This window comes from Rhodococcoides trifolii (assembly GCF_014635345.1).
GTDB lineage: Bacteria > Actinomycetota > Actinomycetes > Mycobacteriales > Mycobacteriaceae > Rhodococcoides > Rhodococcoides trifolii.
This window is the reverse complement of sequence record NZ_BMCU01000003.1, coordinates 177,477-203,726: the sequence shown is the minus strand read 5'-3', so window position 1 is coordinate 203,726 and position 26,250 is coordinate 177,477. Positions and strand designations below refer to the sequence as shown.

Annotated in this window: 21 protein-coding genes; 17 read left to right on the top strand and 4 right to left on the bottom strand. The window is 66.1% G+C overall.

Annotated elements, in window-relative coordinates; all coding sequences use genetic code 11:
* The first annotated feature begins 23 nt into the window (after positions 1-23).
* The 12 genes from IEW02_RS14185 to secA all read left to right on the top strand — a co-directional run bounded on the left by IEW02_RS14185 (position 24) and on the right by secA (position 16,490).
* Positions 24-1,142: a tobH protein gene (locus tag IEW02_RS14185; protein ID WP_188545505.1), complete on the top strand. Its 1,119-nt coding sequence runs from the start codon at positions 24-26 to the stop codon at positions 1,140-1,142.
* The gene (gene manA, locus IEW02_RS14180) at positions 1,142-2,362 is read left to right on the top strand and encodes a mannose-6-phosphate isomerase, class I (RefSeq protein WP_188545504.1); all 1,221 of its coding nucleotides are present in this window, start codon (positions 1,142-1,144) and stop codon (positions 2,360-2,362) included. The genes IEW02_RS14185 and manA overlap by 1 nt, the downstream gene beginning before the upstream one ends.
* 54 nt (positions 2,363-2,416) lie before the next feature.
* The gene (locus tag IEW02_RS14175; protein WP_188545503.1) at positions 2,417-3,895 is read left to right on the top strand and encodes an amino acid permease; all 1,479 of its coding nucleotides are present in this window, start codon (positions 2,417-2,419) and stop codon (positions 3,893-3,895) included.
* 195 nt (positions 3,896-4,090) lie between these two features.
* Positions 4,091-5,380: an alkane 1-monooxygenase gene (locus IEW02_RS14170; protein WP_188545502.1), complete on the top strand. Its 1,290-nt coding sequence runs from the start codon at positions 4,091-4,093 to the stop codon at positions 5,378-5,380.
* 17 nt (positions 5,381-5,397) lie between these two features.
* Positions 5,398-6,879, top strand: a complete 1,482-nt coding sequence (ahcY, locus tag IEW02_RS14165) for an adenosylhomocysteinase (RefSeq protein ID WP_188545501.1) — start codon at positions 5,398-5,400, stop codon at positions 6,877-6,879.
* A gap of 22 nt (positions 6,880-6,901) precedes the next feature.
* Positions 6,902-7,573, top strand: a complete 672-nt coding sequence (locus IEW02_RS14160; protein ID WP_371829966.1) for a dTMP kinase — start codon at positions 6,902-6,904, stop codon at positions 7,571-7,573.
* Between the two features lie 4 nt (positions 7,574-7,577).
* Entirely contained in the window at positions 7,578-8,255 is a 678-nt protein-coding gene (mtrA, locus tag IEW02_RS14155) for an MtrAB system response regulator MtrA (RefSeq protein WP_188545499.1), read from the top strand.
* 13 nt (positions 8,256-8,268) lie between these two features.
* Positions 8,269-9,969, top strand: a complete 1,701-nt coding sequence (mtrB, locus tag IEW02_RS14150) for an MtrAB system histidine kinase MtrB (protein ID WP_188545498.1) — start codon at positions 8,269-8,271, stop codon at positions 9,967-9,969.
* The gene (gene lpqB, locus IEW02_RS14145) at positions 9,966-11,732 is read left to right on the top strand and encodes an MtrAB system accessory lipoprotein LpqB (protein ID WP_188545497.1); all 1,767 of its coding nucleotides are present in this window, start codon (positions 9,966-9,968) and stop codon (positions 11,730-11,732) included. Before mtrB ends, lpqB begins: the two co-directional genes overlap by 4 nt.
* A 36-nt stretch (positions 11,733-11,768) precedes the next feature.
* A complete protein-coding gene (locus tag IEW02_RS14140; protein ID WP_229746041.1) occupies positions 11,769-12,440 on the top strand; it encodes a ComF family protein in 672 nt (223 codons plus the stop codon).
* A gap of 265 nt (positions 12,441-12,705) precedes the next feature.
* Positions 12,706-13,374 carry a ribosome hibernation-promoting factor, HPF/YfiA family gene (hpf, locus tag IEW02_RS14135; RefSeq protein ID WP_188545496.1) on the top strand — a complete coding sequence of 223 codons (669 nt, stop codon included), beginning with the start codon at positions 12,706-12,708 and terminating at the stop codon, positions 13,372-13,374.
* Positions 13,375-13,523: 149 nt separating this feature from the next.
* Entirely contained in the window at positions 13,524-16,490 is a 2,967-nt protein-coding gene (secA, locus tag IEW02_RS14130; RefSeq protein ID WP_188545495.1) for a preprotein translocase subunit SecA, read from the top strand.
* A 22-nt stretch (positions 16,491-16,512) separates the two neighbouring features.
* Here secA and IEW02_RS14125 read toward each other — a convergent pair whose 3' ends face one another.
* Positions 16,513-17,046 (bottom strand): Rv3235 family protein, encoded by a 534-nt coding sequence (locus IEW02_RS14125; protein WP_188545494.1) that lies wholly within the window; start codon positions 17,044-17,046, stop codon positions 16,513-16,515.
* A 236-nt stretch (positions 17,047-17,282) separates the two neighbouring features.
* On the opposite strand from IEW02_RS14125, the gene IEW02_RS14120 reads away from it, so the two are divergent.
* The 5 genes from IEW02_RS14120 (at position 17,283) to IEW02_RS14100 (ending at position 23,236) form a co-directional block, all read left to right on the top strand.
* On the top strand, positions 17,283-18,698 hold the full coding sequence (locus IEW02_RS14120) for a WS/DGAT/MGAT family O-acyltransferase (RefSeq protein ID WP_188545493.1): 1,416 nt from the start codon (positions 17,283-17,285) through the stop codon (positions 18,696-18,698).
* A 19-nt stretch (positions 18,699-18,717) separates the two neighbouring features.
* The gene (locus tag IEW02_RS14115; RefSeq protein WP_229746040.1) at positions 18,718-19,260 is read left to right on the top strand and encodes a DUF6912 family protein; all 543 of its coding nucleotides are present in this window, start codon (positions 18,718-18,720) and stop codon (positions 19,258-19,260) included.
* A gap of 39 nt (positions 19,261-19,299) precedes the next feature.
* Positions 19,300-20,415, top strand: a complete 1,116-nt coding sequence (locus IEW02_RS14110; RefSeq protein WP_188545492.1) for a ferredoxin reductase — start codon at positions 19,300-19,302, stop codon at positions 20,413-20,415.
* 163 nt (positions 20,416-20,578) lie between these two features.
* A complete protein-coding gene (locus IEW02_RS14105) occupies positions 20,579-21,874 on the top strand; it encodes a fatty acid desaturase family protein (RefSeq protein ID WP_188545491.1) in 1,296 nt (431 codons plus the stop codon).
* 117 nt (positions 21,875-21,991) lie between these two features.
* Positions 21,992-23,236, top strand: coding sequence for a fatty acid desaturase family protein (locus IEW02_RS14100; protein WP_188545490.1), 1,245 nt, complete (start codon positions 21,992-21,994; stop codon positions 23,234-23,236).
* Here IEW02_RS14100 and rsgA read toward each other — a convergent pair whose 3' ends face one another.
* Genes rsgA through IEW02_RS14085 form a run of 3 tightly spaced genes read right to left on the bottom strand, consistent with a single transcriptional unit; the run spans position 23,237 to position 26,109 of the window.
* The gene (rsgA, locus tag IEW02_RS14095) at positions 23,237-24,328 is read right to left on the bottom strand and encodes a ribosome small subunit-dependent GTPase A (protein WP_188545489.1); all 1,092 of its coding nucleotides are present in this window, start codon (positions 24,326-24,328) and stop codon (positions 23,237-23,239) included. It lies immediately after the preceding gene.
* Positions 24,265-25,578, bottom strand: a complete 1,314-nt coding sequence (gene aroA, locus IEW02_RS14090; protein WP_188545488.1) for a 3-phosphoshikimate 1-carboxyvinyltransferase — start codon at positions 25,576-25,578, stop codon at positions 24,265-24,267. The genes rsgA and aroA overlap by 64 nt, the downstream gene beginning before the upstream one ends.
* A gap of 36 nt (positions 25,579-25,614) precedes the next feature.
* The gene (locus IEW02_RS14085) at positions 25,615-26,109 is read right to left on the bottom strand and encodes an aminoacyl-tRNA deacylase (RefSeq protein WP_188545487.1); all 495 of its coding nucleotides are present in this window, start codon (positions 26,107-26,109) and stop codon (positions 25,615-25,617) included.
* Between the last annotated feature and the right edge of the window lie 141 nt (positions 26,110-26,250).

Sequence of the window (26,250 nt, the reverse complement as noted above, 5' to 3'; positions counted from 1 at the left end):
TCCGAGAGGGAGGTGGCAAGGCGATGACTGCTCCTTCGTCCGTCATCGACATCGACGACTCGGTTGCCGTGCTGGCCGCCGACTCTCACGGATCTCTGCACTCGGCTGCACTTGCGGGTGCACAGGTGCGCGCGACAGCCGCAGCGGTCGCCGAAGGTCTGCTCGATCACCTCGTCGACCTGCGCCCCCGCAGCGTCGTCTTGGTCGCGTCGTCGGGACGCGCCCGCCGCGCAGCCTCGCTGGCTGCAGCGGCGCTCGGCGGTGCAGCCGGGTTACCCCTCGTTCACGTCTCGGCGACTCCGCCGTGGGTCGGTCCGCTCGACGTCGTGGTCGTAGCGGGAGACGACGCGGGAGATCCGCGCACCGTCGACTCGGTGGCTGCCGCAGTCCGTCGGCGCGCGGAAGTCGTGGTGGCAGTTCCCGACGAAGGTCCCGTGAGATCGGCCGGCGCCGGCCGCGTGTGCATGTTCCCGCCTCGCATGCAGGTACTGGATCGAAATACGCTGCCGCGCTTCGTCGCGGTGATCGTGGCGGTCCTGGCCGCGGTGGACCCGCGGGAGGACGCCGTAGCCGGCCTCGACGCTCTCGCCGACGCGTTGGACGACGAGGCTGCCCGGAACAACCCGGCCCTGGAGTCCTTCCACAACCCGGCGAAGGCGCTGGCGTCGCGGATGGCAGGACGGCGAGTGCTCGTACTCGGTGACTCGCCGGTGACCACGGAGATCGCCATGCACGCCGAAGAGGTACTGCTCCGGTGCGGAACGGTCGCCGCCGCGGGTGAACTGTCGGAAGCTGTTGCGTCGGTGAGTGATTTCGGTCCGTTGGGCGGATCGCCGGATGCGATGGCCGCCGACGTCGATCCCCTGTTCCACGACGAGCAGTTGGACGGCCCGAGGCCGAGTGATCCGGTGCGTGTCTTCGCCGTCTCCACCGAGCCGGACGAGGGACTGGTGCGTCGGCGCAGCGCCATGCTCGGCGACGTGGACGTGGTGCGCGCGGAAGTGTCCTCACCCGACGTGCTGTCCCCCCCGACTACGACCGCGTCTCGGTCGTCGACGGCACGCGCGGTCGAGCAGGCCCTGGTGATCGCGTCTCGGCTCGAAACGGCTGCGGCATACGTACAACTGACAGGCGGTCGATAGTGGATCTGCTCGACGGAGCGGCGAGGTCGTATGCGTGGGGTTCGCGCACCGCACTGGCGGCGTTGCGCGGTCGACCCACCCCGTCGCCTCACCCGGAGGCGGAGCTGTGGTTCGGCGCGCACCCGGGCGATCCGGCCACGCTCCGATCGGAGACCGGTGACGCGTCGTTGCTCGACGTCGTCGATTCCGATCCCGTCGGGCAACTCGGATCGGCCACCGTCGACAAGTACGGTGCCCGCCTACCGTTTCTGCTGAAACTGCTTGCGGCGGAAGAGCCTCTGTCTCTCCAGGCGCACCCGAGCTCGGCGCAGGCGGCGGAAGGATTCGCGCGCGAGAACGCGACCGGTGTCGCGGTGGACTCGTCGGTCCGCAACTACAAGGACAGCAGCCACAAACCCGAGCTCGTGATCGCGCTGACGCGGTTCGACGCGCTCGCGGGGTTCCGTGACCCGAAGCGGACGCTCGAACTGTTCGACCATCTGGCCGTTCCCGAACTGGCCCCGTACTCCGAGATGCTTGCTGCGCAACCGGATTCGTCGGGCCTGCGGGCTCTCTTCACGTCCTGGATCACCCTCCCTCAACGCGCGCTCGACGTGGTGCTGCCTTCCGTCCTCGAAGGGTGCGTGGTGGCCCTGGGCTCGGGCCCCGGCGATTTCGTGCCCGAGTTGCGGACGGTGCTCGAACTCGGCGAATTCTATCCCGGCGACGGGGGAGTGCTGGCTGCGCTGTTGCTGAACCGCATCACGCTCGAGCCGGGGCAGGGTCTCTATCTCGCCGCCGGGAACCTGCACGCGTACCTGCGGGGCACCGCCGTGGAGATCATGGCGAACTCCGACAACGTTCTGCGCGGTGGTCTCACTCCGAAGCACGTCGACGTCCCGGAACTGTTGCGGGTGCTGGACTTCGAGCCGCTCGACGCTCCCGTGCTCGATCCGGAGGGCGAGCGCGGAACACCGGTGGTGTACCCGACTCCCGCTCCTGAATTCACCATCGCCAGGGTGGATCTGACCTCGTCCGACACGGGAATCACCACGGCCGTGGCGGGATCGACGGGCCCGCGAATCGTGCTCGTGACCGAGGGTGATGTCGATCTGGTCGCGGGGGGACGCACGCTGACCGTCCATCGCGGCGGAGCGGCCTGGTTGTCGGCGACCGACCCTGATCCGGTGGTGACCACCGCGTCCGAGACCGCTCGGTTGTTCGTAGCGACCGTCGGCTGAATTCGGCGAGTCGTTTCGTCTCGACGCGAGGTACGTCCGGTTTACTGTGATCCCGTGAGCGAACGACGAACGGGTCTCTTCCGAACCAAATCGATCGAGCAGTCCGTTCAGGACACCGACGAGCCGGACACCAAACTCAAGAAGAATCTGGGTGCGTGGGATCTGACCGTGTTCGGTGTGGCCGTCGCGGTGGGAGCGGGCATCTTCACGCTGACCGCACGCACCGCCGGTAACGTTGCGGGACCGTCGGTTTCGTTGGCTTTCGTCTTCGCCGCGATCACCTGCGGGTTGGCTGCGCTGTGTTACGCCGAGTTCGCATCGACGGTGCCCGTCGCGGGCAGTGCCTACACGTTCTCGTTCGCGACGTTCGGCGAGTTCGTGGCCTGGATCATCGGCTGGGACCTGGTGCTGGAGTTCGCCCTTGCTTCCGCCGTGGTCGCGAAGGGGTGGTCGTTGTACCTCGGCGAGGTGCTGGGAACGGCCGCGCCGGTGTTGTCCGTCGGTTCGGTGTCGATCGACTGGGGCGCCCTGTTGATCGTCGTCGTGTTGACGGTGGTGCTGGCGACGGGAATCAAGCTGTCCTCGCGGGTGTCGCTGGTGATCACCGCGATCAAGGTCGCCGTGGTTCTCCTCGTGGTGATCGTGGGTGCGTTCTACATCAAGGCGTCCAACTACTCGCCCTACGTTCCGCCGTCGGAACCGAGTGACACGGGGAGCGGTCTGACGCAGTCGTTGTTCTCCGCCGTGACCGGTGCGGGGGGAAGCACATTCGGGTGGTACGGCGTGCTGGCTGCGGCCAGCCTCGTGTTCTTCGCCTTCATCGGATTCGACGTCGTGGCCACGACCGCGGAGGAGACCAAGGATCCGCAGCGTGCGCTGCCGCGCGGCATCATCGGCTCGTTGATCATCGTGACGGTGCTCTACGTAGCGGTCACGCTGGTTCTGACGGGCATGGTGAAGTACACCGATCTCGCCGGGGAGGACTCGACACTCGCGACCGCCTTCGAGTTGAACGGCATCACCTGGGCGAAGAACATAATTTCGTTCGGCGCCCTCGCCGGTCTGACCACGGTCGTCATGGTGTTGATGCTGGGTCAGACCCGAGTGCTGTTCGCCATGTCCCGCGACGGTCTCGCGCCGCGAGGTCTCGCCCGTACCGGAAGCCGCGGAACTCCGGTGCGCATCACAGTCCTCGTCGGAGTGGTCGTGGCGGTCATCGCCACGTTCTTCCCCATCGGGACGCTGGAGGAGATGGTGAACATCGGTACGCTCTTCGCCTTCGTTCTGGTGTCGATCGGCGTTCTGGTGCTCAGACGCACCCGCCCGGACCTGCAGCGCGGCTTCACCGTTCCGCTGGTGCCCGTGGTGCCGATTCTGTCCGTGATCGCCTGCCTGTGGTTGATGCTGAACCTGTCGGTCGAGACGTGGATTCGTTTCGTCGTCTGGATGGCGTTGGGGGTTGTCGTCTACTTCACCTACAGCCGCCGCCACTCCGTTCTCAACGACACGGCACGTTCCTCCGACGTGGCCTAGATCACAGCTGCCCTGCTCGCTGGAGAACGCGCTGCTCATCGCCTGTTCCGACACTGGTGTCGGGGCGGCTCGTCTCTCGGGTGTCGGAAGTAGCTCCTTCGGATAACGAAATCAACACAACGGTCGTTTGTCCTGTTATAGAGTCCAAGGACAGACCACAAGACTGTTTTCGTTGTCTATGGAGGACCGTCGATCATGTTTTCGAGCTTTCTGCGAACAGCAAGCTCGGTCGACAAGCCTGCGGGGGGCGCTCGTGAGACCGACAAGTCAGAACAAGAAGTAGGCCGGAGCCGACGAACGACATCGCGCTGGCGCGATCCGAAACGGTACCTGTGGGTGCTGGGCCTGCTGGCTCCGGCGTCGGCGCTCCTGCCGTCCCAACTGGTCATGCACACCGGATGGCCGATTTTCTGGTGGAGCGGGTTGCTGGTGTTCTTCGTCCTGATTCCTGCTGCGGACATCCTGGCGGGGGAGGACGGGGTGAACCCGCCCGACGAGGCCGGTTCTCTTCAGGAGGACCGGTTCTATCGCTGGTGCACCTTCCTCTTCTTGCCGGTGCAGTTCTCGTCGTTGCTCGTCGCGTGCTGGATGTGGGCCTTCGGTGACCTGACCGTCGTCGACAAGATCGGGTACGCAGTCACGGTCGGACTTGTCGGTGGAGTCGGCATCAACGCCGCCCACGAACTCGGTCACCGCGTCGAGAGCGCGGAGCAGTGGCTCGCCAAAATCGCACTCGCGCAATCGTTCTACGGTCACTTCTTCGTCGAGCACAACCGCGGTCACCATGTCCGTGTGGCAACGCCGGACGATCCGGCGAGCGCTCGGATGGGCGAAGGCCTGTGGATGTTCATGCCGCGCAGCGTCGTCGGTGGGGTCCGCTCGGCGTGGGCTCTGGAGGTGGCCCGACTGCGTCGTCGGGGCCGGTCCCCGTGGAGCGTCCGCAACCACGTTCTGAATGCGTGGAGCATGAGCGTCGTGCTGTTCGCCGGATTGGTGCTGGTGTTCGGCGTTCGAATCCTTCCCTACCTCCTGGTGCAGGCCGTCGTCGGATTTCTTCTGCTCGAAGCGGTGAACTACATCGAGCACTACGGACTGTTGCGTGCGCGCACGCGGCGCGGGACGTACGAACGGTGCGCACCTCGACACAGCTGGAACAGCGACCGGATCGTCACGAACATCTTTCTCTATCACCTGCAGCGTCACAGCGATCATCACGCCAATCCGACCCGGCGGTTCCAGACGCTCCGCTCCTTCGACGAGGCTCCGCAGTTGCCGGCGGGGTACGCGACCATGGTCGTCCTCGCTGCCGTTCCGCCCCTCTGGCGCCGCTACATGGACCCGAAGGTGGTGGCGCACTACGGCGGAGACGTCTCGCTCGCCAACGTTCATCCACGTCGGCGCGACGCGATCGAGACCAGGTTCGCTCCGCCGTTCGGCGGTGCGGTAGCCGGGCCGACGCCCCTGGGTCTCGATCGAAGCGCCTGACCGATAGCCTTGGGGGCATGACAACAACGACATCCGCGCAAGCCCTCGTGGCGGACAACATCGGCGGCCTCGACTTCAAGGTACGAGACCTCTCCCTTGCCGAGTACGGCCGCAAGGAGATTCGTCTCGCCGAGCACGAGATGCCCGGGCTGATGGCGCTGCGCCGCGAGTACTCCGACGCCGCACCGCTCAAGGGTGCCCGCGTGTCGGGATCGCTCCACATGACCATCCAGACCGCCGTCCTGATCGAAACCCTCGTCGCGCTCGGCGCCGAGGTGCGGTGGGCGTCGTGCAACATCTTCTCCACTCAGGATCACGCCGCCGCGGCCGTCGTGGTGGGTCCCTACGGAAGCCCCGAGGAGCCCAAGGGCGTCCCGGTCTTCGCGTGGAAGGAAGAGTCGCTCGAGGAGTACTGGTGGGCGGCGGAGCAGATGCTCACCTGGCCGGGCGAGCCCGCCAACATGATTCTCGACGACGGTGGTGACGCCACGATGCTCGTGCTGCGCGGTGCGCAGTTCGAGAAGGCGGGGGTGGTCCCGCCGACCGACGACGACGCCGATTCCGACGAGTACAAGGTGTTCCTGGGGCTGCTGCGTCGTTCGCTGGAGGCGTCGACCACCAAGTGGACCGAGGTCGCGTCGTCCATCAAGGGTGTCACCGAGGAAACCACCACCGGTGTTCTGCGCCTCTACCAGTTCGCGGCGGCCGGTGAGCTCGCGTTCCCCGCGATCAACGTCAACGACTCGGTCACCAAGAGCAAGTTCGACAACAAGTACGGCACGCGCCACTCGCTGATCGACGGAATCAACCGTGGCACAGACGTTCTCATCGGTGGCAAGGCCGTGCTGGTCTGCGGTTACGGCGACGTCGGCAAGGGCTGCGCCGAGGCGCTCAAGGGCCAGGGCGCACGCGTCACGGTCACCGAGGCAGACCCCATCAATGCGCTCCAGGCGCTCATGGACGGCTTCGACGTCCGTACGGTCGAGGAGTTCATCGAGCAGGCCGACATCGTGATCACCTCGACGGGCAACTTGTCGATCATCACGTTCGAGCACATGCGCAAGATGAAGCACCAAGCCATCCTGGGCAACATCGGCCACTTCGACAACGAGATCGACATGGCCGGACTCGAGAAGGCGACCGACGTCACCCGCATCAACATCAAGCCGCAGGTCGACGAGTTCCAGTTCAAGGACGGACACTCGATCATCGTGTTGTCCGAGGGTCGCTTGCTGAACCTCGGCAACGCCACGGGTCACCCGTCGTTCGTCATGAGCAACAGCTTCTCCAACCAGGTGATCGCGCAGATCGAGCTGTGGACCAAGCCGAGCGAATACGACAACGAGGTCTACCGCCTGCCGAAGCACCTCGACGAGAAGGTCGCTCGAATTCACGTCGAGGCACTGGGCGGTTCGATCACCAAGCTCACGAAGGAGCAGGCCGAGTACATCGGTGTCGACGTCGAGGGCCCGTACAAGCCCGAGCACTACCGGTACTGACGGCGGCTGATCCGCCATGGGCGTGCTGGTCACGATCGAGGGAGTGGACGGCGCCGGAAAGTTCACCCTCTCGCGCAAGCTGACGCTTGCATGGGAGGAGTCCGGAGTCGACGTCGTTCGTATCGGGTTTCCGAGGTACGGCGAGTCCGTGCACGCGGACATCGCCGCGGAGGCGTTGGCCGGCGAGCACGGTGACCTCGAGACCAGCGTCAACGCCATGGCGGTGCTGTTCGCCCTCGACCGATCGAGCGCGGCTGCCGAATTGGTCAAACTGACCCGGCGGCACGACGTCGTGATACTAGACCGGTACGTGGCGTCGAACGCCGCGTATTCGGCCGCCCGCGTTCACGAGGACGCGGACGGTCCGATGGTCGAGTGGGTTCGGGCGCTCGAATTCGACCGGCTGATGCTCCCGGTTCCCGACGCCCAGGTCCTGCTCGGTGTTCCCGTCGAGCTCGCGGAGGAGCGCGCGAGAACGCGGGAGCAGGAGGACGGCAGTCGCATTCGTGATGCGTACGAACGTGATTCGGGGCTGCAACGACGAACCGCCGCCGTGTACGCGGGACTGGCCGAGAAGCAGTGGATGTCGCCGTGGCACGTGGTCGACGGCAGCCCCGACGGCGACCTAGATCCCGTTCAACTCGCCGCGACGCTTCTCAATGAGCGGTCGCGCGGCGCCGGAGTGACAACATAGGAGCATGAAGCCACGAATTCTGGTTGTCGACGACGATACGGCTCTGGCCGAAATGCTGACCATCGTCCTCCGCGGCGAGGGTTTCGAACCGTTCGTGGTCGGCGACGGCACGCAGGCGCTCGCTGCGGTGCGCGAGAACCGCCCCGACCTCGTTCTGCTGGACCTGATGCTTCCCGGCATGAACGGGATCGACGTGTGTCGCGTGCTCCGCGCCGATTCCGGGGTTCCGATCGTCATGTTGACCGCGAAGACCGACACCGTCGACGTCGTGCTCGGGCTCGAGTCGGGTGCCGACGACTACATCATGAAGCCGTTCAAGCCGAAAGAACTGGTCGCCCGCGTCCGCGCGCGGCTGCGCCGGACCGAGGACGAGCCGGCGGAACTGTTGTCGATCGGCGACGTGGTGATCGACGTGCCGGCCCACAAGGTCACCCGCGACGGCTCGCTCATCTCCTTGACACCGCTCGAGTTCGACCTGCTGGTCGCACTCGCGCGCAAGCCGCGCCAGGTGTTCACGCGCGAAGTCCTTCTCGAACAGGTCTGGGGTTACCGGCATGCAGCCGACACCCGTCTGGTGAACGTCCACGTGCAGCGGCTTCGCGCCAAGGTCGAGACGGACCCCGAGAACCCGGAAGTGGTGTTGACCGTGCGCGGCGTGGGGTACAAGGCGGGTCCGCCGTGACGGCTCCTCGACCATGATCTGGACCTCCAGATCACGACGGCGGATCAACGGGACCTTCTCACCGGTGATCCGCTGGTTTCGTTCGCTGGGCACGTCGCTCTCGCACGCCTGGCGACGATCGCTGCAGCTGCGAGTGGTCGTCTCGACGCTCACGCTGTCGCTGATCGTCATCACCATTCTCGGCGTGGTGTTGACCAGTCAGATCACCGATCGATTGCTCGAGACGAAGATCGACGCGGCCACCAAGGAGCTCGATCGGGCGCGCGCCGAGGTCGAGGGCCAACTCGCGGGCGCCGACGACAGCACCACCCTCGGCAACCGACTGCAGCTGGTGCGCTCGGCCCTGACCAACCGTGACACCGAGACGGGCGCCGACTCGAGCTCCGCGGGAACCTTCGACCCGGTGTTGATCGTCGCCGGAGACGGTTCCAGGCAGGAGACGTCGACCGGGCCCGCCGATCAGATACCGCAGTCGCTGCGCGCGTTCGTTCAGGCCGGGCAGGTCAGCTATCAATTCTCCACCGCGAACGACCCGACCGGTTTCACCGGCCCGGTCCTGATCGTCGGAAGCCCGACGGCATCGGACCTGTCGACCCTCGAGCTCTACCTGGTCTTTCCGTTGGCGGGGGAGGACCGGAGCCTCGCCCTCGTCCGCGGCACTCTGCTGATCGGCGGGGCGGTGCTGATGGTGCTTCTCGCCGCCATCTCGATGCTGGTCGCCCGGCAGGTGGTGGTGCCCATCAGGTCCGCCTCGCGTATCGCGGTGCGGTTCGCCGACGGCAGGCTGAAGGAACGAATGCCGGTGCGCGGCGAGGACGACATCGCGCGGCTCGCGATGTCGTTCAACGAGATGGCCGAAAGCCTGTCGAAGCAGATCGCTCAGCTCGAAGAGTTCGGAAACCTGCAGCGGCAGTTCACGTCCGACGTCTCCCACGAGTTGCGGACACCCTTGACGACGGTCCGGATGGCGGCCGAACTGATTCACGACGCGAGCGACGATCTCCCCCCGGCGCTCAAACGTTCGTCCGAGTTGCTCGTGAACGAGCTCGACCGATTCGAAACGCTGCTCAACGATCTCCTCGAGATCTCCCGCCACGACGCCGGCGTCGCCGAACTCGCGTCCGAACAACTCGATCTGCGGATGTGCGCGAAAGCTGCCGTGTCCACGGTGCGGCACCTGGCCCGCGAGAGCGGTACCGAACTGGTCATGGACATGCCCGACGAACCGGTCATCGCAGACGTCGATCCCCGACGCGTCGAACGGATCCTGCGCAACCTGCTCGCCAACGCCATCGACCACGGTGAAGGCAAGCCCGTGCTGCTTCGCCTTCGGGCCGACGCGGACGCCGCGGCCATCGTGGTGCGAGACCAGGGCATCGGTCTGCGGCCCGGCGAAGAGAAGTTGGTGTTCAACCGGTTCTGGCGCTCGGACCCCTCCCGTGTGCGTCGTTCGGGCGGCACCGGTCTGGGGCTGGCGATCAGTCTCGAGGACGCGCGGCTGCACGACGGAAAGCTCGACGCCTGGGGCGAACTCGGACACGGTGCCTATTTCCGCCTCACCGTGCCTCTGGTACGCGGACGCAAGGTCGTGACCAGCCCGCTGCCCCTCCGGCCGGTGACGCGGCGGTCCGCGACCGGACATCCGAACGGCGTGGCCTCGGGCCGCCCGGCAATCGCATCGCGCGCGGGTACGTCTGCGGAGCCGCTGTCGTGATCCGCCGTCTCGCCGGAGCGGCGATCGTCGCCCTGATACTGCTGGTGTCGGGCTGCGCGAGCCTCCCGACCTCCTCGGCGCCGCAAGCGCTCGGCACGGTGGCACGCGAGCCCGCGGTCCCGGAACTGCCCGTACCGACCCCGGGTCGGGAACCGCAATTGCTCGTCCGCGACTTCGTCAAGGCCAGCACCGATCCCACGGACGGTCACGCTGCCGCGCGTCAATTTCTCACCGACGACGCGTCGAAGGGGTGGAACGACGGGGCGAGCGCCACCGTCGTCGACAAGGTCGACGTCCTCGAGGACAGCCGGTCGGGCGACTCGGCGGAATACACGATCCGGGCCAATCGCGTCGGTCAGCTCGAACAGGGCGGGCAGTACCAGGCCGAGGAGGGATCGTTCGAGGCTCGCTTGACCCTGTCCAGGACGGATGGGGAGTGGCGGGTCGACGGGCTTCCCGCGGGCACCATCATGGACCGAACCCAGTTCCTCAACAGCTACGAACGCAAGTCGCTGTACTTCGCCGACCCGACGGGCGCCTCGCTGGTCCCTGACCCGCGGTGGGTGTCCGTCGCGCAGGACCGACTCGCAGAGCAGCTGATGGGGTCGCTCGTGTCCGGGCCACGTGACTCTCTCGCCCCGGCCGTGCGCAACCTGCTCAACGGTGTGTCCCTCCGAGGCCCCGTGACGAAGGCGGACGGGCGAACGTCCTCCGTCGGAGTCGGCCTCGGCGGTATCCGCGTGGACCTGACCGGGCTGGGCAACCTCGACACCGCCAACCGGGAACTGCTTGCTGCACAAGTCATCTGGACCCTCGCCGAAGCCGAGGTGTCGGGGCCGTACGTCATCCTCTCCGACGGTGTCCCACTCGACTCGGCCTACCCGGACGGGTGGACGACGGCCGAGGTCGCCTCCTACGACCCGCTGTCCGTCTCGGGGGCGACGATCGGCCTGCATGCGCTCAAGGGCGGCAGCCTGGTCAAGATCGGAGACGACGCCTCGGTCACCCCGGTGCCCGGATACTTCGGCACCGTCAACAATCTGAAGTCGATCTCGCTGTCCGCGGACGGCACTCTCGTCGGGGCAGTCTCCGACACCGGCCGGGCCGCGCCCCAATTGCCCGACGCCCTCTTCATCGGCACGTACGGCAGTGGCGCATTCCCCGTCGCCGAAGGCAATTCGGTCACGCGGCCGTCGTGGGGACCCGACAAGGACGCCGTCTGGGCCGTCGTGGACGGAACCAGAGTGGTTCGTGCCGTGCGTGATCCGGCGACGGGACAGGTGTCGGTGGTGGGCGTCGACTCGTCGGAGCTGGCGGGCATCGGCGGGCAGATCAGCGAGCTTCGGCTCTCCCGTGACGGGGTGCGTGCGGCCCTGATCGTCGACGGGTCGGTCTACGTGGCAGTCGTGGTGCGTCAGTCGAACGGGGTGTACGCATTGCGAGAGCCCCGGCCGGTGGCCGACGGACTCGGGAGTTCGGCGCTCTCGCTCGACTGGAGCACGGGAGACACCGTCGTGGTGGCCCGCGCATCGTCCGATGTCCCGATCGTGCAAGTGGCAGTCGACGGTTCGCGCCTCGACGCGCTGCCGAGCCGGAATCTGACCGCACCGGTGGTGTCCGTGGACGCGTCGGCGACGAGCGTCTTCGTGGCCGACTCGCGAGCAGTGTTCGAGATCGACAACACCGACCCGGCGAGCGATCGCTACTGGCGCGAGGTTCCGGGTCTGACGGGCACGTCCGCCGTTCCGGTCCTGCCCGGCTGAGTGAACGTGTCGGTGCCCCGGTAGAGGATCGGCGGCGTGGAGACCCTCCTGGACCTGATCCTGCCCCGCGAATGCGGTGGGTGTGGGCGCCCCGGAACGCGCTGGTGCGCGGCGTGCCGAGCCGATCTTGCCGCTGACCCGATCGTGCTGCGCCCACGAGTGGAAGTCGGCGCGCCGTGCTGGGCCCTGGGTGCGTACTCCGGTGCTCGCCGCCACAGCGTGGTGGCGGCGAAGGAGCGCGGACGGCGGGACCTCGCGCAACCGCTGGGGGAGGCCGTGGCCGGCTTCGTGCGGTCGCTGCGACGGCAGGGGGAGATCGATCCCTGGCAGCTCTCGCCCCTGACGCTCGTACCCGCGCCGTCGAGGCGGAGCGCGGCGCGACGGCGCGGCGGTGACCCCGTCGAACGGCTGTGCCGGGGTGCGGCGCTCGCGCTGCTTCCGGAGAAGGTGCTCGTCGCCCCCGTCGTCGGGGTCGATCGCACGGTCCGCGATTCGGTCGGGCTGTCCGCACGCGCGCGCCAGGCCAACCTCGCCGGAAACGTGCGTGTGCGCATTCCTGCCGACGCGGCGTCCCGCTTACGACAGAGCACCACGATCGTCGTCGACGACGTCATGACGACCGGTACCACCGCGTCCGAAACGGTCCGCGCACTTGCTTCACACGGTGTCGTTGTGGACGTGGTAGTGGTCGTCGCGTCGGTGCTCTAGACGGTTTGCGTACCGGTTGTCCGGACATTTCTGAACACCTCCCGTGAATATCCGATGAACGGTGGCGGACGGGCATGCGACGGACTACGGTCACGTTCACGAACCCGGGTCGATCGCGACTCGGTTCGATCACGAATTTGCCCGTCTGTGAATGACTTTCGGTAGGAGGTGACGCCTCTTCACCTGGTGCCGGGCGGTTCCCTTCCCGGCGCTCGATTCTTTTGCGTCGCCGCGCGTGCAGTGCGGCCACTATCGGGAGGTACATATGACGACACCGTCGACCACGTCCGTATTCGTCGAATCGGATGACAGTGCAAGCCAGGACGCGCCCCGCGCCGAAATTGTCGTGAAGGGCCGAAACGTCGAGATACCCGATCACTTTCGCATCTACGTCACCGAGAAACTCGAACGACTCGAGCGTTTCGATCCGACGATCCACCTGTTCGACGTCGAGCTCTTTCACGAACGCAACCGTCGGCAATCGAAGAGTTGCCAGCGTGTGGAGATCACCGTGCGCGGTAAAGGGCCCGTGGTACGTGCCGAGGCGTGTGCCGACAGCTTCTACGCCGCACTGGAATCCGCGACGACCAAACTCGAAAGTCGCCTCCGCCGCACGAAGGACCGCCGCAAGGTTCACTACGGCGAGAAGCGACCCACATCCGTGGCCGAGGCCACGGCGTCCCTGATCGACGAGGACGTCCACGAGCACACCCTCGCCGACAAGCCCGACCCCACCGACGACTTCGAAGGTGGTCCCGGCCGGATCGTGCGCACCAAGATGCACTCGGCCGTTCCGATGTCCGTCGACGACGCCCTCTACGAGATGGAGCTCGTCGGCCACGATTTCTTCCTGTTTCACGACAGCGCGACCGACCGACCGTCGGTCGTCTACCGCAGACATGCCTTCGATTACGGGCTCATCCGGCTGACCTGACCGGTACGAGAAGATCCAGCACGCCGCCGCGGGTGCCTCGTCGTGTCACGACGGGTCACCCGCGGTGTCGCGCCCCGGACGCCTACCATGGGCTGCGCCGGGGTCACCCCCGCTGTCATGCTGCCGAGTATTGAGGACGAGTAAAGCCAGTGCCGTCGTTGTCGTTTTCCAAACTGCTCCGTGTCGGTGAAGGTCGCATGGTCAAGCGGCTGAAGCACATCGCCGACCACGTCTCCACCCTGTCGCCGGACGTCGAGTCCTTGACCGACGAGGAACTGCGGGCCAAGACGGACGAGTTCAAGAGTCGATACTCGGACGGCGAAACGCTCGACGAGCTGCTCCCGGAGGCATTCGCGGTGGCCCGTGAGGCCTCGTGGCGCGTGCTGCAGCAGCGCCACTTCGACGTGCAGCTCATGGGCGGCGCAGCTCTGCACTTCGGCAACGTCGCCGAGATGAAGACCGGCGAGGGCAAGACTCTGACCTGCGTTCTCCCCGCGTACCTCAACGCCATCGCCGGTGACGGCGTGCACGTGGTCACGGTCAACGACTACCTGGCCAAGCGCGACTCGGAGTGGATGGGCCGCGTCCACCGCTTCCTCGGACTCTCCGTCGACGTCATCCTCTCGGGTATGTCGCCCGCCGAGCGTCGGACCGCCTACGCCGCCGACATCACCTACGGAACGAACAACGAGTTCGGGTTCGACTACCTGCGCGACAACATGACGCACTCCCTCGACGACCTGGTGCAGCGCGGCCACAGTTTCGCCGTCGTGGACGAGGTCGACTCGATTCTCATCGACGAGGCGCGAACACCGCTCATCATCTCGGGCCCGGCCGACGCGTCCTCGAAGTGGTACGCCGAGTTCGCGCGCATCGCGCCGCTGCTGAAGCCCGACATCCACTACGAGGTCGACATCAAGAAGCGCACCGTCGGTGTGCACGAAGCGGGCGTGGAACTGGTCGAGGACCAGCTCGGCATCGACAACCTCTACGAAGCCGCCAACTCGCCGCTGGTGAGTTACCTGAACAACTCCATCAAGGCCAAGGAGTTGTACAACAAGGACAAGGACTACATCGTCCGCGACGGCGAGGTCATCATCGTCGACGAGTTCACCGGCCGTGTTCTGCTCGGTCGCCGCTACAACGAAGGCATGCATCAGGCCATCGAGGCGAAGGAGCGAGTGGAGATCAAGGCCGAGAACCAGACCCTCGCCACGATCACCCTCCAGAACTACTTCCGTCTGTACGACAAGTTGTCCGGAATGACCGGCACCGCCGAGACCGAAGCCGCCGAGCTGCATCAAACGTACGGCCTGGGTGTGATTCCCATCCCGACGAACCGTCCGATGATCCGCTCGGACAACGGCGACCTGATCTACAAGACCGAGGAAGCCAAGTTCGACGCGGTGGTCGACGACGTCGTCGAGCGCCACGAGAAGGGGCAGCCGGTCCTGATCGGCACCACGAGCGTCGAGCGCTCGGAGTACCTGTCGAAGCAATTCACCAAGCGCGGTGTGGTGCACAGCGTGCTGAACGCGAAGTTCCACGAGCAGGAAGCAACCATCATCGCCGAGGCCGGCCGCTCGGGCTCGGTCACCGTCGCCACCAACATGGCCGGTCGCGGCACGGACGTCGTGCTCGGCGGAAACCCGGACATTCTGGCCGATCTCGCGCTGCGCAAGAAGGGACTCGACCCCGTCGACAATCCCGAGGAGTACCAGCAGGCGTGGGAAGACACCCTTGATTCGGTCAAAGCGCAGGTCAAGGAAGATGCGGACAAGGTCCGCGAGGCCGGAGGTCTGTACGTCCTGGGCACCGAGCGTCACGATTCGCGCCGCATCGACAACCAGCTGCGCGGCCGTTCGGGTCGTCAGGGCGATCCCGGAGAGTCTCGCTTCTACCTCTCGCTCGGGGACGAATTGATGCGCAGATTCAACGGCGCAGCTCTCGAATCGATCATGACCAGGCTCAATCTCCCGGACGACGTTCCGATCGAAGCGAAGATGGTGTCCAAGGCCATCAAGAGCGCCCAGACGCAGGTCGAGCAGCAGAACTTCGAGATCCGCAAGAACGTTCTGAAGTACGACGAGGTGATGAACCAGCAGCGCACCGTTATCTACGAGGAGCGCCGCCGCATCCTGCGCGGCGAGGACATGGAAGGCCAGATCGAGGAGATGATCACCTCGGTCATCGCGGCCTACGTGAACGGGGCGACGGCCGAGGGTTACGTCGAGGACTGGGACCTCGATCAGCTGTGGACCGCGTTGAAGACGCTGTATCCCGTGTCGCTCGATCACAAGGCCCTCTCCGGGGAGAACGAGTTCGGTGAGAAGGGCGATCTGTCCCGCGACGAACTGCTCGAGGCGCTGCTGGACGACGCGCGCCAGGCCTACGTGCGCCGCGAGGCAGAGATCGACGCCATCGCAGGCGAAGGCGGAATGCGTGAACTCGAGCGGCGGGTGCTGCTGTCGGTGCTCGACCGCAAGTGGCGTGAGCACCTCTACGAGATGGACTACCTCAAGGAGGGAATCGGCCTGCGCGCCATGGCGCAGCGTGATCCTCTGGTGGAGTACCAGCGCGAGGGCTACGACATGTTCACCGGCATGCTCGAAGGACTCAAGGAAGAATCGGTCGGCTTCCTGTTCAACCTGCAGGTCGAGGCAACACAGCCGAGTCCGGCCGCGGCGGCGGGCCTCCAGGTGGGTGCCGGGCTGCAGTCTCCGGTCGGGTCGGCGGCTGCGCTGACCAAGGCACCGGCCGGCGAGGCGCCGTTGAGCAAGGCCCCGTTGTCCAAAAACCCGGTGTCCAAAGACCCGGTGTCCAAGGACCCGGTGACCAAGACTGCCCCCGGGGCGCTGCCCACGCAGCAGCAGCCCACCCCGGAACCCGAGCGGTCGGCGGCGCCGGCAGCCCTGCGTGCCAAGGGTCTGGGCGACGATCAGACCAGCCGACTGACCTACTCCGGGCCCGACGAGGACGGCGGAACCGTCGTGCGACGCGGATCGGGTGCCGAGTCGAACGGGGGCGGCGACGGTACGCGTCGCGAGCGCCGCGAGGCGGCACGCGCAGGTACCAAACCGGTGAAGAGGCCGGCGAAGTCGAAGCGTCGGAAGTAGGGCTCGGAAGTGGGGCTCTCGGTCACGAGAGCCTGAGCGAGGTCACGCTCCACGACGGTGCTCGCCCGGCGGAACGGCGGTAGCGCGCACCGGCGGCGATCGCGAACACGCGATCGCCGCGGCTGTAAGTTCCGAAGACCTCGGCATGGTTGGGGCTCACCACGCTGACGTGAACCCGTTGCAGCACAGCAACTCCGAGGTGCCGCCCGGGCACCGCAGCGGTGGCCAGTGCGCCCACCATGCCCACTACGGCGGGACTGAGTACGTGGGCCACGGTCGATGCTCCGCGCCGCCTGTCCACCACTTCGAGTACATGACGCAGTGCGCTGGTGGCGAATTCGCGTACTTCGACCGTCTGGAGTGCGAGGACGCGGCTTTCGGTCGAGACGTTCGACGGTGGAAGCGGTCCGCGGCCCGATCGGCCCGAGTGCGGGCCAGGCCGGGAGTGCGACAGTCGGTGCGGAGGAAGGCGACGGGTGCGAGACCCGACCAACGGCGGTTCGGACCTGGGCGCACGGCCGAGGTAGGACGGGAACTGCGCAGGTGTGTCGGACATGGCTCTCCTCGTGGACAACGTGCCTCATGGACGTGCTTCATGGACAACGTGGGAAGGTGACCACCCGAGGAGAGCGGGTGCTGCAAGAGCATCGCATTCGAGTCGACGACTCGCAAGACAAACGAGATCGGCGGCACGTAACGAGCTGCGTCGTAGGGTCGCAACCGGCAGCGACCCACATGCGAGACTGTTCACCGATACATTCGGTCTGTTTCGACAGGGAGGGCAGAGGGGCGATGGCCACCAGGCTCACGACTCAGGATGCGTCCTTCTATTTCCTCGAAGCGGGCACCACGCCCATGCACGTCGGATCGCTCGCGGTGTTCCGGGTTCCCCGCAACGGCTTCAGCTACGACGATCTGCTGAGCATCGTCGAGAGCCGGCTCGCACTGGTGCCGCGCTATCGGCAGAAGGTCCGGGAAGTGGCGCTCGGCCTGGCCCGACCGGTGTGGGTGGACGATCGAGACTTCGACATCACGTATCACATCCGCCGGTCCGCGCTTCCGAAGCCGGGATCGAACGAACAACTGCACGACCTGGTCGCCCGGTTGACGTCGCGTCCGCTCGATCGCACGCGACCGCTGTGGGAGATGTACCTCGTCGAAGGCCTGGTGCGGAACCGGTTCGCCATCTTCACCAAGTCGCACTCGTCCCTCGTCGACGGAGACAAGGCGCTCGAGATCAGCCAGGTCATTCTCGACGCGACGAAGACGCCGCCGACCATGGCGGAAGAGCTGTGGATGCCGAGCCGCGAACCGAGTGAATCGGAACTTGTCGTGCAGGCCGTCGCCGAGATCATCGCGCGTCCGGGCGAAGGCCTGGAGGCAGTTCGCTCCGCGGTGAACGACGTCGCCCGCACGGCCGGTGGCGCAGTTCGTGCCCTGAGCAAGGTCGCCGCCGTCGTGCGCACGGCGGCTCAGGTCGCGCCGTCGAGTCCGCTGAACACCGAGATTTCGCGCAACCGCAGGTTCGCCGTGGCGAAGACGGACCTGGACGATTACCGGACCGTGCGCAGCAAGTTCGGCGGGAACATCAACGACGTCGTGCTGGCGGTCGTTGCGGGTGCTCTGCGTAACTGGTTGCTCTCGCGGGGGGAGCCGATCAGTGCGTTCACCACGGTCCGTGCGTTGGTGCCGATGTCGGTGTACGTCTCCGGTGAGGGTCCGGACATCAGCGATCTGGCGCCCAGCGAGGTGTCGTCGTTTCTCGTCGACCTGCCGGTGGGGGAGCCCAATGCAGTTGTCCGCTTCTCCCATATCGCGCACGCAACCGAGGCGACCGTCCGTCAGAGTCGAGGCGTCACCGCCGGCACGCTGATGCGCCTGTCGGGTTTCGCGCCTGCCACGCTGCACGCGATGGGCGCACGGGTGGGGAGCAGCTTCTCGCAGCGCGTCTTCAACCTCGTCGTCACCAATGTGCCGGGTCCGCAGTTCCCGCTGTACGTCGGCGGTGCGCGGATGCTCGAGATGTATCCAGTGCCTCCACTCGTACGCAATCAGGCGCTCAGCATCGGCCTCACGTCCTACGACGGCAACGTCTACTACGGTTTGAATGCGGACCGCGACGCGATGCCGGATGTCGAAGTGATCACCTCGCTCCTGCACGAGTCGCTCGAGGAACTGCTCGACGCCGCGCGCGACAGCAGCCGATAGAGCAGAGGGTGAGAAACACGTGAGGGTCTTCGTGCCGGCGACCATCCGGATGTTGCAGGTGTTGATCGAGGACCGGGAGATGAACCCGATCAGTCGGACCGCGTTCGCGGTGACCCCTGCTCTGCGTGAGGCGTACGCGTCGGGTGACGACGACGAGCTCGCCGACGTCGCGATGACCGAAGCCGCGCGAGCATCCATCCGCCTCCTCGCCGCCGAGGCGAGCGACGCATCCGACGACGGTGTGGTCGAGGAAGACACCACCGCCGGATCGGCGAAGATATTCCGCCGTGCGGTGATTGCCGCAGACGTCGAGGCGGTGACGCTGCGCCCCGATCTCGACGATGCGGTGGTGCGCTTGCAGTCACCCCTCGCGCTCGACCAGGTCGCAGCGGTTCACGTGGATCTCGCGGCGGCGGAGCACGCGGTCCGGTCGGCTGTCGACGTGGTCGACGCTGCCGATCTGGGCGACCCCGACGCCGAGTTCGTGCTCGGTGACGCCGAGGATCACGAACTCGCCTGGTACGCCACCCAAGAGCTACCGTTCCTGTTGGACCTCCTGTGACGCCTAATGTTGTGACGATTCAGTGAAGAGAGGCTCGTGATGGGGATCAAGGACTGGCTCGAGGCGCCCGCCGCCGGTGTGTCGGCACCGCGCCGGCCGAGGCTCAACATGGTGCGCGGCGCGGTCACCCGTCTGACGACACCGTTGCTCCCAGACGACTATCTCCATCTCGCCAATCCGTTGTGGTCCGCGCGCGAGCTGCGGGGTCGAATCGTGGCGGTGAAGAAGGAGACGGAAACCTCGGCCACCATCGTCATCCAGCCCGGGTGGGGCTTCGACTTCGGTTACCTGCCGGGTCAGTACATCGGCATCGGGCTGCACGTGGGAGGGCGCTGGCACTGGCGTTCCTACTCGCTGACCTCTCCTCCGGACTGGAAGGACAAGCAGATCTCGATCGCCGTCAAGGCGATGCCCGAAGGATTCCTGTCCAGCCACCTCGTGGAAGGCGTCCACGAGGGCACCATCGTGCGGCTCGCTGCGCCGAAGGGTAATTTCGCGCTGCCGGACCCACCCCCCGAGAAGATGCTCTTCGTCACTGCCGGAAGCGGGATCACGCCCATCATCGGGATGCTGCGCAGCCTCGACCGACGCGGTGAGCTCGCCGACGTGGTGCACGTGCACTCCGCCCCGACTGCAGACGAAGTCATGTTCGGCGACGAACTGGCGGCGTTGGACGCGAAGTATCCGAACTTCGTTTCGCATATCCAACTGACGCGGAGCGACGGCAAGTTCGATCTGGCAACACTCGACTCGGACTACCCGGATTGGCGAACCCGGCAGACCTGGGCGTGTGGGCCGGTCGCGATGCTCGACGACATCGAGCGGGTCTGGAAGGCCGAGCATGTTGCGGACAACCTGCACACCGAGCGATTCGAGATCGCCCGCGCCGGCGCTGTCGGCGAAGGTGGCACCGTCACGTTCGCGGCGTCGGACCGCACGGCTGCGGTCGACGGTGCGACCACACTGCTCGACGCCGGTGAGAGACTGGGCGTGAAGATGCCGTTCGGATGCCGCATGGGAATCTGTCAAACCTGCGTCGTCCCACTGATTTCCGGTCACGTTCGCGATCTGCGCAGTGGCAAGGAACACTCACAAGGTGAGCGCATCCAGACGTGCATCTCGGCCGCGGCCGGTGACTGCACACTGGAGTTGTAGGCAGCACCGGAGCTCCCCCCACCCGCGTGGCGTGCGTCTCGGCTCTCACCGGGTGCATCACAGTTCCGCTATTCTCGTGATGCACGCCGAGGTTCGGAGAACAGCCTCTGGGCGTGATCCGCGACAGCCGAATCACTTTCCAGACATCCTTCGGGGGTACACGGTGGCAATCACCGACATCAAAGAGTTCGCTCATCTCACGGACGCCGACATCGAAACGCTCGGTCGTGAGTTGGATGCGATCCGCCGCGACATCGAGGACGACCGCGGCGAGCGCGATGCGAAGTACATTCGCCGAACCATCGCGGCGCAGCGCAGTCTCGAGATTGCCGGTCGACTGTGCATCCTCGGGTCCAGGTGGCGTGCACCGGCGGTTCTCGGTACGGCGCTGCTGGCCACCGCGAAAATCGTCGAGAACATGGAGCTGGCCCACAACGTCAGTCATGGGCAGTGGGACTGGATGAACGACCCGGAGATCCATTCGACGTCGTGGGAATGGGACCAGACCGGCCCGTCCGAGCATTGGAAGCGTGCGCACAACTACTCCCACCACACCTACACCAACATCGTCGGCATGGATCACGACGTGGGCTTCGGCATCCTGCGGATGACCCGCGACGAGAAGTGGAAGCTGCGCAACGCAATTCAGCCTGTCGGCAACCTGATCCTTGCCCTGACCTTCGAGTGGGGCATCGCGTTCCACGATCTCGACGCCGCGAAACTCACCAGCGACGCCGGCCCATTCGAGATGCGTACGGGCCCGAACCGAGAGTTCGCGAACAAGGTCGCCAAGCAGCTGGCGAAGGACTTCGTGGTCTTTCCCGCGCTCGCCGGTCCCAGCGGGTGGCGACGTGCGATGGGCGCGAACCTGACGGCCAACGTCATCCGCAACCTGTGGGCCTACGTGGTCATCTTCTGCGGTCACTTCCCGGACGGTGCGGAGAAGTTCACGATGGGCCAGTTCGAGACCGAGACCCACGAGGAGTGGTATCTGCGTCAGATGCTCGGCAGCGCGAACTTCACTGCGGGTCCCGCGATGGCGTTCATGAGCGGGAACCTCTGCTACCAGATCGAGCATCACCTGTTCCCCGACCTGCCCAGCAATCGGTACGCCGAGGTGGCGGAGCGGGTCCACGCCCTGTGCGAGAAGTACGACCTTCCGTACACCACCGGCAACCTCCTCACCCAGTACTGGTTGGCGTTGCGGACCATCTACAAACTGTCCCTACCCGACCGTTTTCTGCGGTCGACCTCGGACAACGCACCCGAAACCAGCTCGGAACGTCGCTTCCACACCGCCGGCGCCTCGATGGTCGACAGGGTTCGCTTCGATCCGGTCACCGGGCGCAAGCGTGGTCTGCGTTCTGCACTCCGGGAAGCACGTCGGGGCGCGCGTGACGCCTACCAGTCGGCGTCGTCCCAGGCCAGGCATCTCGTTCATGCGAAGGACCAAGGTTAGCCGAGTCACATTGGCAGAACTCCAACCTACGGGACCGTAAGTTTCGGTACATTAGGGACAACGGCGAGCGGGGGTCGACCCCGTTTCAGCCACCTACTGTTGGCGAGGAGTTCCATCATGGCCGTATCGGATGTCAAGGAGTACGCGCATCTCACCGATGCCGATGTCGAGGCGTTGGGTCACGAACTCGATTCCATCCGACGTGAGATCGAGGAGTCGCGTGGCGAGCGCGACGCCCGGTACATCAGGAACACCATCCGGCTGCAGCGTGGACTGGAGGCCGCCGGCCGTACCGTGTTGCTGGGCAGCAAGCACCGCCCGGTGTGGTGGCTCGGGGCCTCGATGCTCGGCGTCTCCAAGATCATCGAGAACATGGAACTCGGCCACAACGTCATGCACGGCCAGTGGGACTGGATGAACGACCCCGAGGTGCACTCCACCTCGTGGGAGTGGGACAACGCAGGTACGTCGGAGTACTGGAAGCAGACCCACAACTACATCCACCACAAGTACACGAACGTCCTGGGCATGGACGACGATGTGGGCTACGGCCTGATCCGCGTCACCCGTGACCGCAAGTGGGCACCGTTCAACGCCGGAAACCTGGTCTACAACACGCTGCTCATGCTTCTGTTCGAGTACGGCGTCGCAATTCAGCACGTCGAACTGGGCAAACTCGCCAAGGGCGGCGAAGCCAAGGCCGAGACGCTGCGACGCGCCAAGTTCGCCGGCACCAAGATCGGTCGGCAGATGGTCAAGGACTACGTGGTGACGCCGGCTGTCTGCTCCGTCTCACCGGCCGCCTCCTACCGTTCGACCCTCACGGCGAACATCGCGGCGAACCTGATCCGCAACGTCTGGACCAACGCGGTGATCTTCTGCGGGCACTTCCCGGACGGCGCGGAGAAGTTCAAGAAGAAGGACCTCGAGAACGAGACCAAGGGTGGCTGGTACCTCCGCCAGATGCTCGGCAGCGCGAACTTCCACTCCGGCCCGGTGCTCGCCTTCATGAGTGGCAACCTCAGCTACCAGATCGAGCATCACCTGTTCCCGGATCTGCCCAGCAACCGCCTGGCCGAGATCAGCGTGCGGGTGCGCGAGCTGTGCGACAAGTACGACTTGCCCTACACCACAGGCAATTTCGCGTTGCAGTACGCGAAGTCGTGGCGCACCATCGCCAAGCTGTCGCTCCCGGACAAGTACCTGACGGCGACGTCGGACGACGCCCCGGAAACCCATTCCGAGCGCGCGTTCGGCGGTGCGGCAACCATCGATCCAGTGACGGGCAAGCGCCACGGTCTTCTCAGCGCCATGCGCAGCTCGAAGAAGGCCGGAAAGATCAAGTCGCTTCTCGCGAGCTGATCACCACGTCTCGTTGGTGGCGATCGCCACCAGAAGTCGACGAACCGCCTGGACACGTTGTGCCGCTTTGCCGGTCAACGTGTCCAGAGCGCATTCCGGGTCCGCCGGAGGGCCCAGGTGGGTACATCCGCGTGGGCACTGCTCCGCGGTGACCGCGAGATCGGAAAAGGCCGCAACCACATCGACGGGCGAGATGTGCGCGAGACCGAACGATCTGATGCCCGGCGTATCGATCACCCACCCGCCGAACGGATTTCGATCGCCCGACGTCAGGTCGGGAGTCGGAACGCCCGGAAGGTGCAGTGCGACGGACTGGGTGGACGTGTGTCGTCCCTTGCCCACGCCGGACACGATGCCGGTTGCCCGGTTCGCTTCGGGCACGAGCCGGTTGACGAGAGTGGACTTACCCACACCGGAATGCCCGATCAGCGCGGTCAGCGAACCGGAGATGCGGTCGAGCAGGGGCTCGAGCGGCTGTTCGCGGCCCGCCATCACCACCGGTACGTCGAGGTCGGAGAACAGCGAGACGAAGTCGTCCGGGTCGGCGAGGTCCGCCTTGGTCAGGCACAGCACCGGCTGTAGCCCACCGACGTAGGCCGCCACCATCGCGCGCTCGACGAACCCGGAGCGTGGGGGAGGGTCGGCCAGCGCCACCACGATCAACAGCTGGTCCGCATTGGCCACCACCACGCGTTCGAACGGATCGGTGTCGTCCGCTGTCCGCCGCAATACCGTGCGACGCTCCTGTACCCGCACGATCCGAGCCAACGCGTCCACCTTGCCCGACACGTCGCCCACCACGCCCACGTCGTCACCGACGACGATCGGCGTACGGCCCAACTCGCGCGCGCGCATCGCGACGACGAGTCGATCGGGATCGCCGCCGATCACGCAGCCCCACCGTCCGCGGTCCACCGAGACCACCATGGCCGTCTCGGCGTCCGCGTGCGTCGGACGCGTCTTGGTGCGGGGTCGAGTTCCCCGCCCCGGACGAATGCGGACGTCCGACTCGTCGTACTGCCGCGGAGTCAGAAGTCCCCCCGGACTGTCGGCTCGATGTATTCGACCGAACTCTCCAGCATCGATGCCCACATGCCTTCGAACCCGGGCAGCGTCTTTGCGGTGGTGCTGACGTCGTCGACGACGACACCGGGGACGACGAGACCCACGATGGCCCCGGCTGTCGCCATGCGGTGATCGGCGTAGGACAGCCACGCCCCGCCGGTCATCGGGGCAGGGGTGATCTCGAGACCGTCGTCCATTTCGACGACGTGGGCACCGAGGGACGTGAGTTCCGTTGCCAGTGCGGCCAGCCGGTCGGTCTCGTGCCCACGCAGGTGCGCGATCCCGCGCAGAAAAGACACCCCGTCCGCCAGCGCCGCGAGGGCGGCGACGGTGGGTGTCAGCTCGCCGACGTCGTGCAGGTCGATGTCGATGCAGCGCAACGTGTTCGGGCCACGCACCGTGAGGCCGGCGTCGGTGAGCTCCACATCGGCGCCCATGGACTCGAGGATGGCGCGAATCGCATCGCCGGGTTGGGTCGTCGTTCGGGGCCAGTCCGGCACCGTGACGTCGCCGCCGGTGACCGCGGCCGCAGCCAGAAACGGTGTGGCATTGGACAGGTCCGGTTCGACGTCGAACCCGACAGCGTCGACGGTGCCGGGGTGGACTCGCCAGGTGTCGGCCAGTCCGGATTCGGCCGGGGTGTCGACTACTACACCGGCGCTGCGCAACATGCCCACCGTCATGTCGATGTGCGGCATCGACGGCACCGGCTTTCCGACGTGGTGGATCACCAGGCCTTCCTCGAACGCGGCACCCGACAGCAGCAGGCCCGAGACGAACTGCGAAGAACCGGATGCATCGATGCTCACCGTGCCGCCCCGCACGGACCCCGTTCCGTTCACGACGAACGGGAGCGCGTCACCGTCGATGTCCGCACCCAGACTGCGCAATGCATCCAGCACGGTGGAGAGCGGACGAGTGCGAGCCTGCTCGTCTCCGTCGAACGTGCTCGGCCCGGCGGCCAGCGCCGCGACGGACGGAACGAATCGCATCACCGTTCCGGCGAGCCCACAGTCGACCGCCCCACCGGTGAGGGGGCCCGGAGTCACCGTCAATGTGGTGCCGTCGGACCCGCTGTCGTCGACGGTCACGCCCAACGCACGCACGGCCGCGATCATGAGGTCGGTGTCCCGGCTGCGCAGCGCACGGCGGATCACGCTGGGGCCGTCCGCGAGTGCGGCGAGGATCAACGCGCGATTGGTGATGGATTTCGATCCCGGCAGCGGCACGACAGCGCGGACGGGTGCAGAGGCGGTAGGGGCGGTCCAAGCAGTCACGACGCAATCATCCCATCACGCACGACGCCGCAGCGGTCAGTGCGTCGCGATGGCGCCCACGAGCGCATCGGTGACGCGAACGAGGTCACGTGGATCGAGGTCGATCTCGAGTCCGCGGCGTCCCCCACTGCACAGGACGCGGGGCCACTCCAACGCGGATTCGTCGACGACGGTGCGCAGAGTCTTGCGCTGACCGACCGGTGAGATACCGCCGAGAACGTACCCCGTCGATCGCTCCGCTTCGATTCGGTCGGCCATGACCACTTTCGCCCATCCCACCGTCGCAGCGAACGTCTTGGTGGACAGGCGAAACGGCACCGGGAGTACCGCCACCGCGAGGGTGCCGTCGGGGGCGCGCACGATCAGTGTCTTGAATATCTGTGCGGGCGAGACCCCCAGCGCGTCCGATAGTTCGTCGACCGCCTCGTCGCCGAACGAATGCGCGCCCGGATCGTGGTCGTACGTGTGCACGAGAAACTCGACGCCTCTCTTTTTCAGCGCAGTCGTTGCGGGTGTCGCGGTTCCAGCCACGATGCGAACACTAAACCGGGCGGGACACCGGGCGAGGGAACACCGCCGGAGTCGCGGCTGTTGCATACGAGTACCAGCAGTCGAAAGGAGTCGCCAGTGAGTGTGTTGGCGCCGGAACGGGTTCCGAACGGGACTCTGCGC

Excerpts from the sequence above, each read along its gene's own strand:
- IEW02_RS14185 (WP_188545505.1), top strand. The coding sequence starts at position 24 with ATGACTGCTCCTTCGTCCGTCATCGACATCGACGACTCGGTTGCCGTG.
- IEW02_RS14110 (WP_188545492.1), top strand. The coding sequence starts at position 19,300 with ATGGGGATCAAGGACTGGCTCGAGGCGCCCGCCGCCGGTGTGTCGGCA.
- IEW02_RS14125 (WP_188545494.1), bottom strand. The coding sequence starts at position 17,046 with ATGTCCGACACACCTGCGCAGTTCCCGTCCTACCTCGGCCGTGCGCCC.
- mtrA (WP_188545499.1), top strand. The coding sequence starts at position 7,578 with ATGAAGCCACGAATTCTGGTTGTCGACGACGATACGGCTCTGGCCGAA.
- mtrB (WP_188545498.1), top strand. The coding sequence starts at position 8,269 with ATGATCTGGACCTCCAGATCACGACGGCGGATCAACGGGACCTTCTCA.
- ahcY (WP_188545501.1), top strand. The coding sequence starts at position 5,398 with ATGACAACAACGACATCCGCGCAAGCCCTCGTGGCGGACAACATCGGC.
- IEW02_RS14170 (WP_188545502.1), top strand. The coding sequence starts at position 4,091 with ATGTTTTCGAGCTTTCTGCGAACAGCAAGCTCGGTCGACAAGCCTGCG.
- IEW02_RS14120 (WP_188545493.1), top strand. The coding sequence starts at position 17,283 with ATGGCCACCAGGCTCACGACTCAGGATGCGTCCTTCTATTTCCTCGAA.
- hpf (WP_188545496.1), top strand. The coding sequence starts at position 12,706 with ATGACGACACCGTCGACCACGTCCGTATTCGTCGAATCGGATGACAGT.
- IEW02_RS14100 (WP_188545490.1), top strand. The coding sequence starts at position 21,992 with ATGGCCGTATCGGATGTCAAGGAGTACGCGCATCTCACCGATGCCGAT.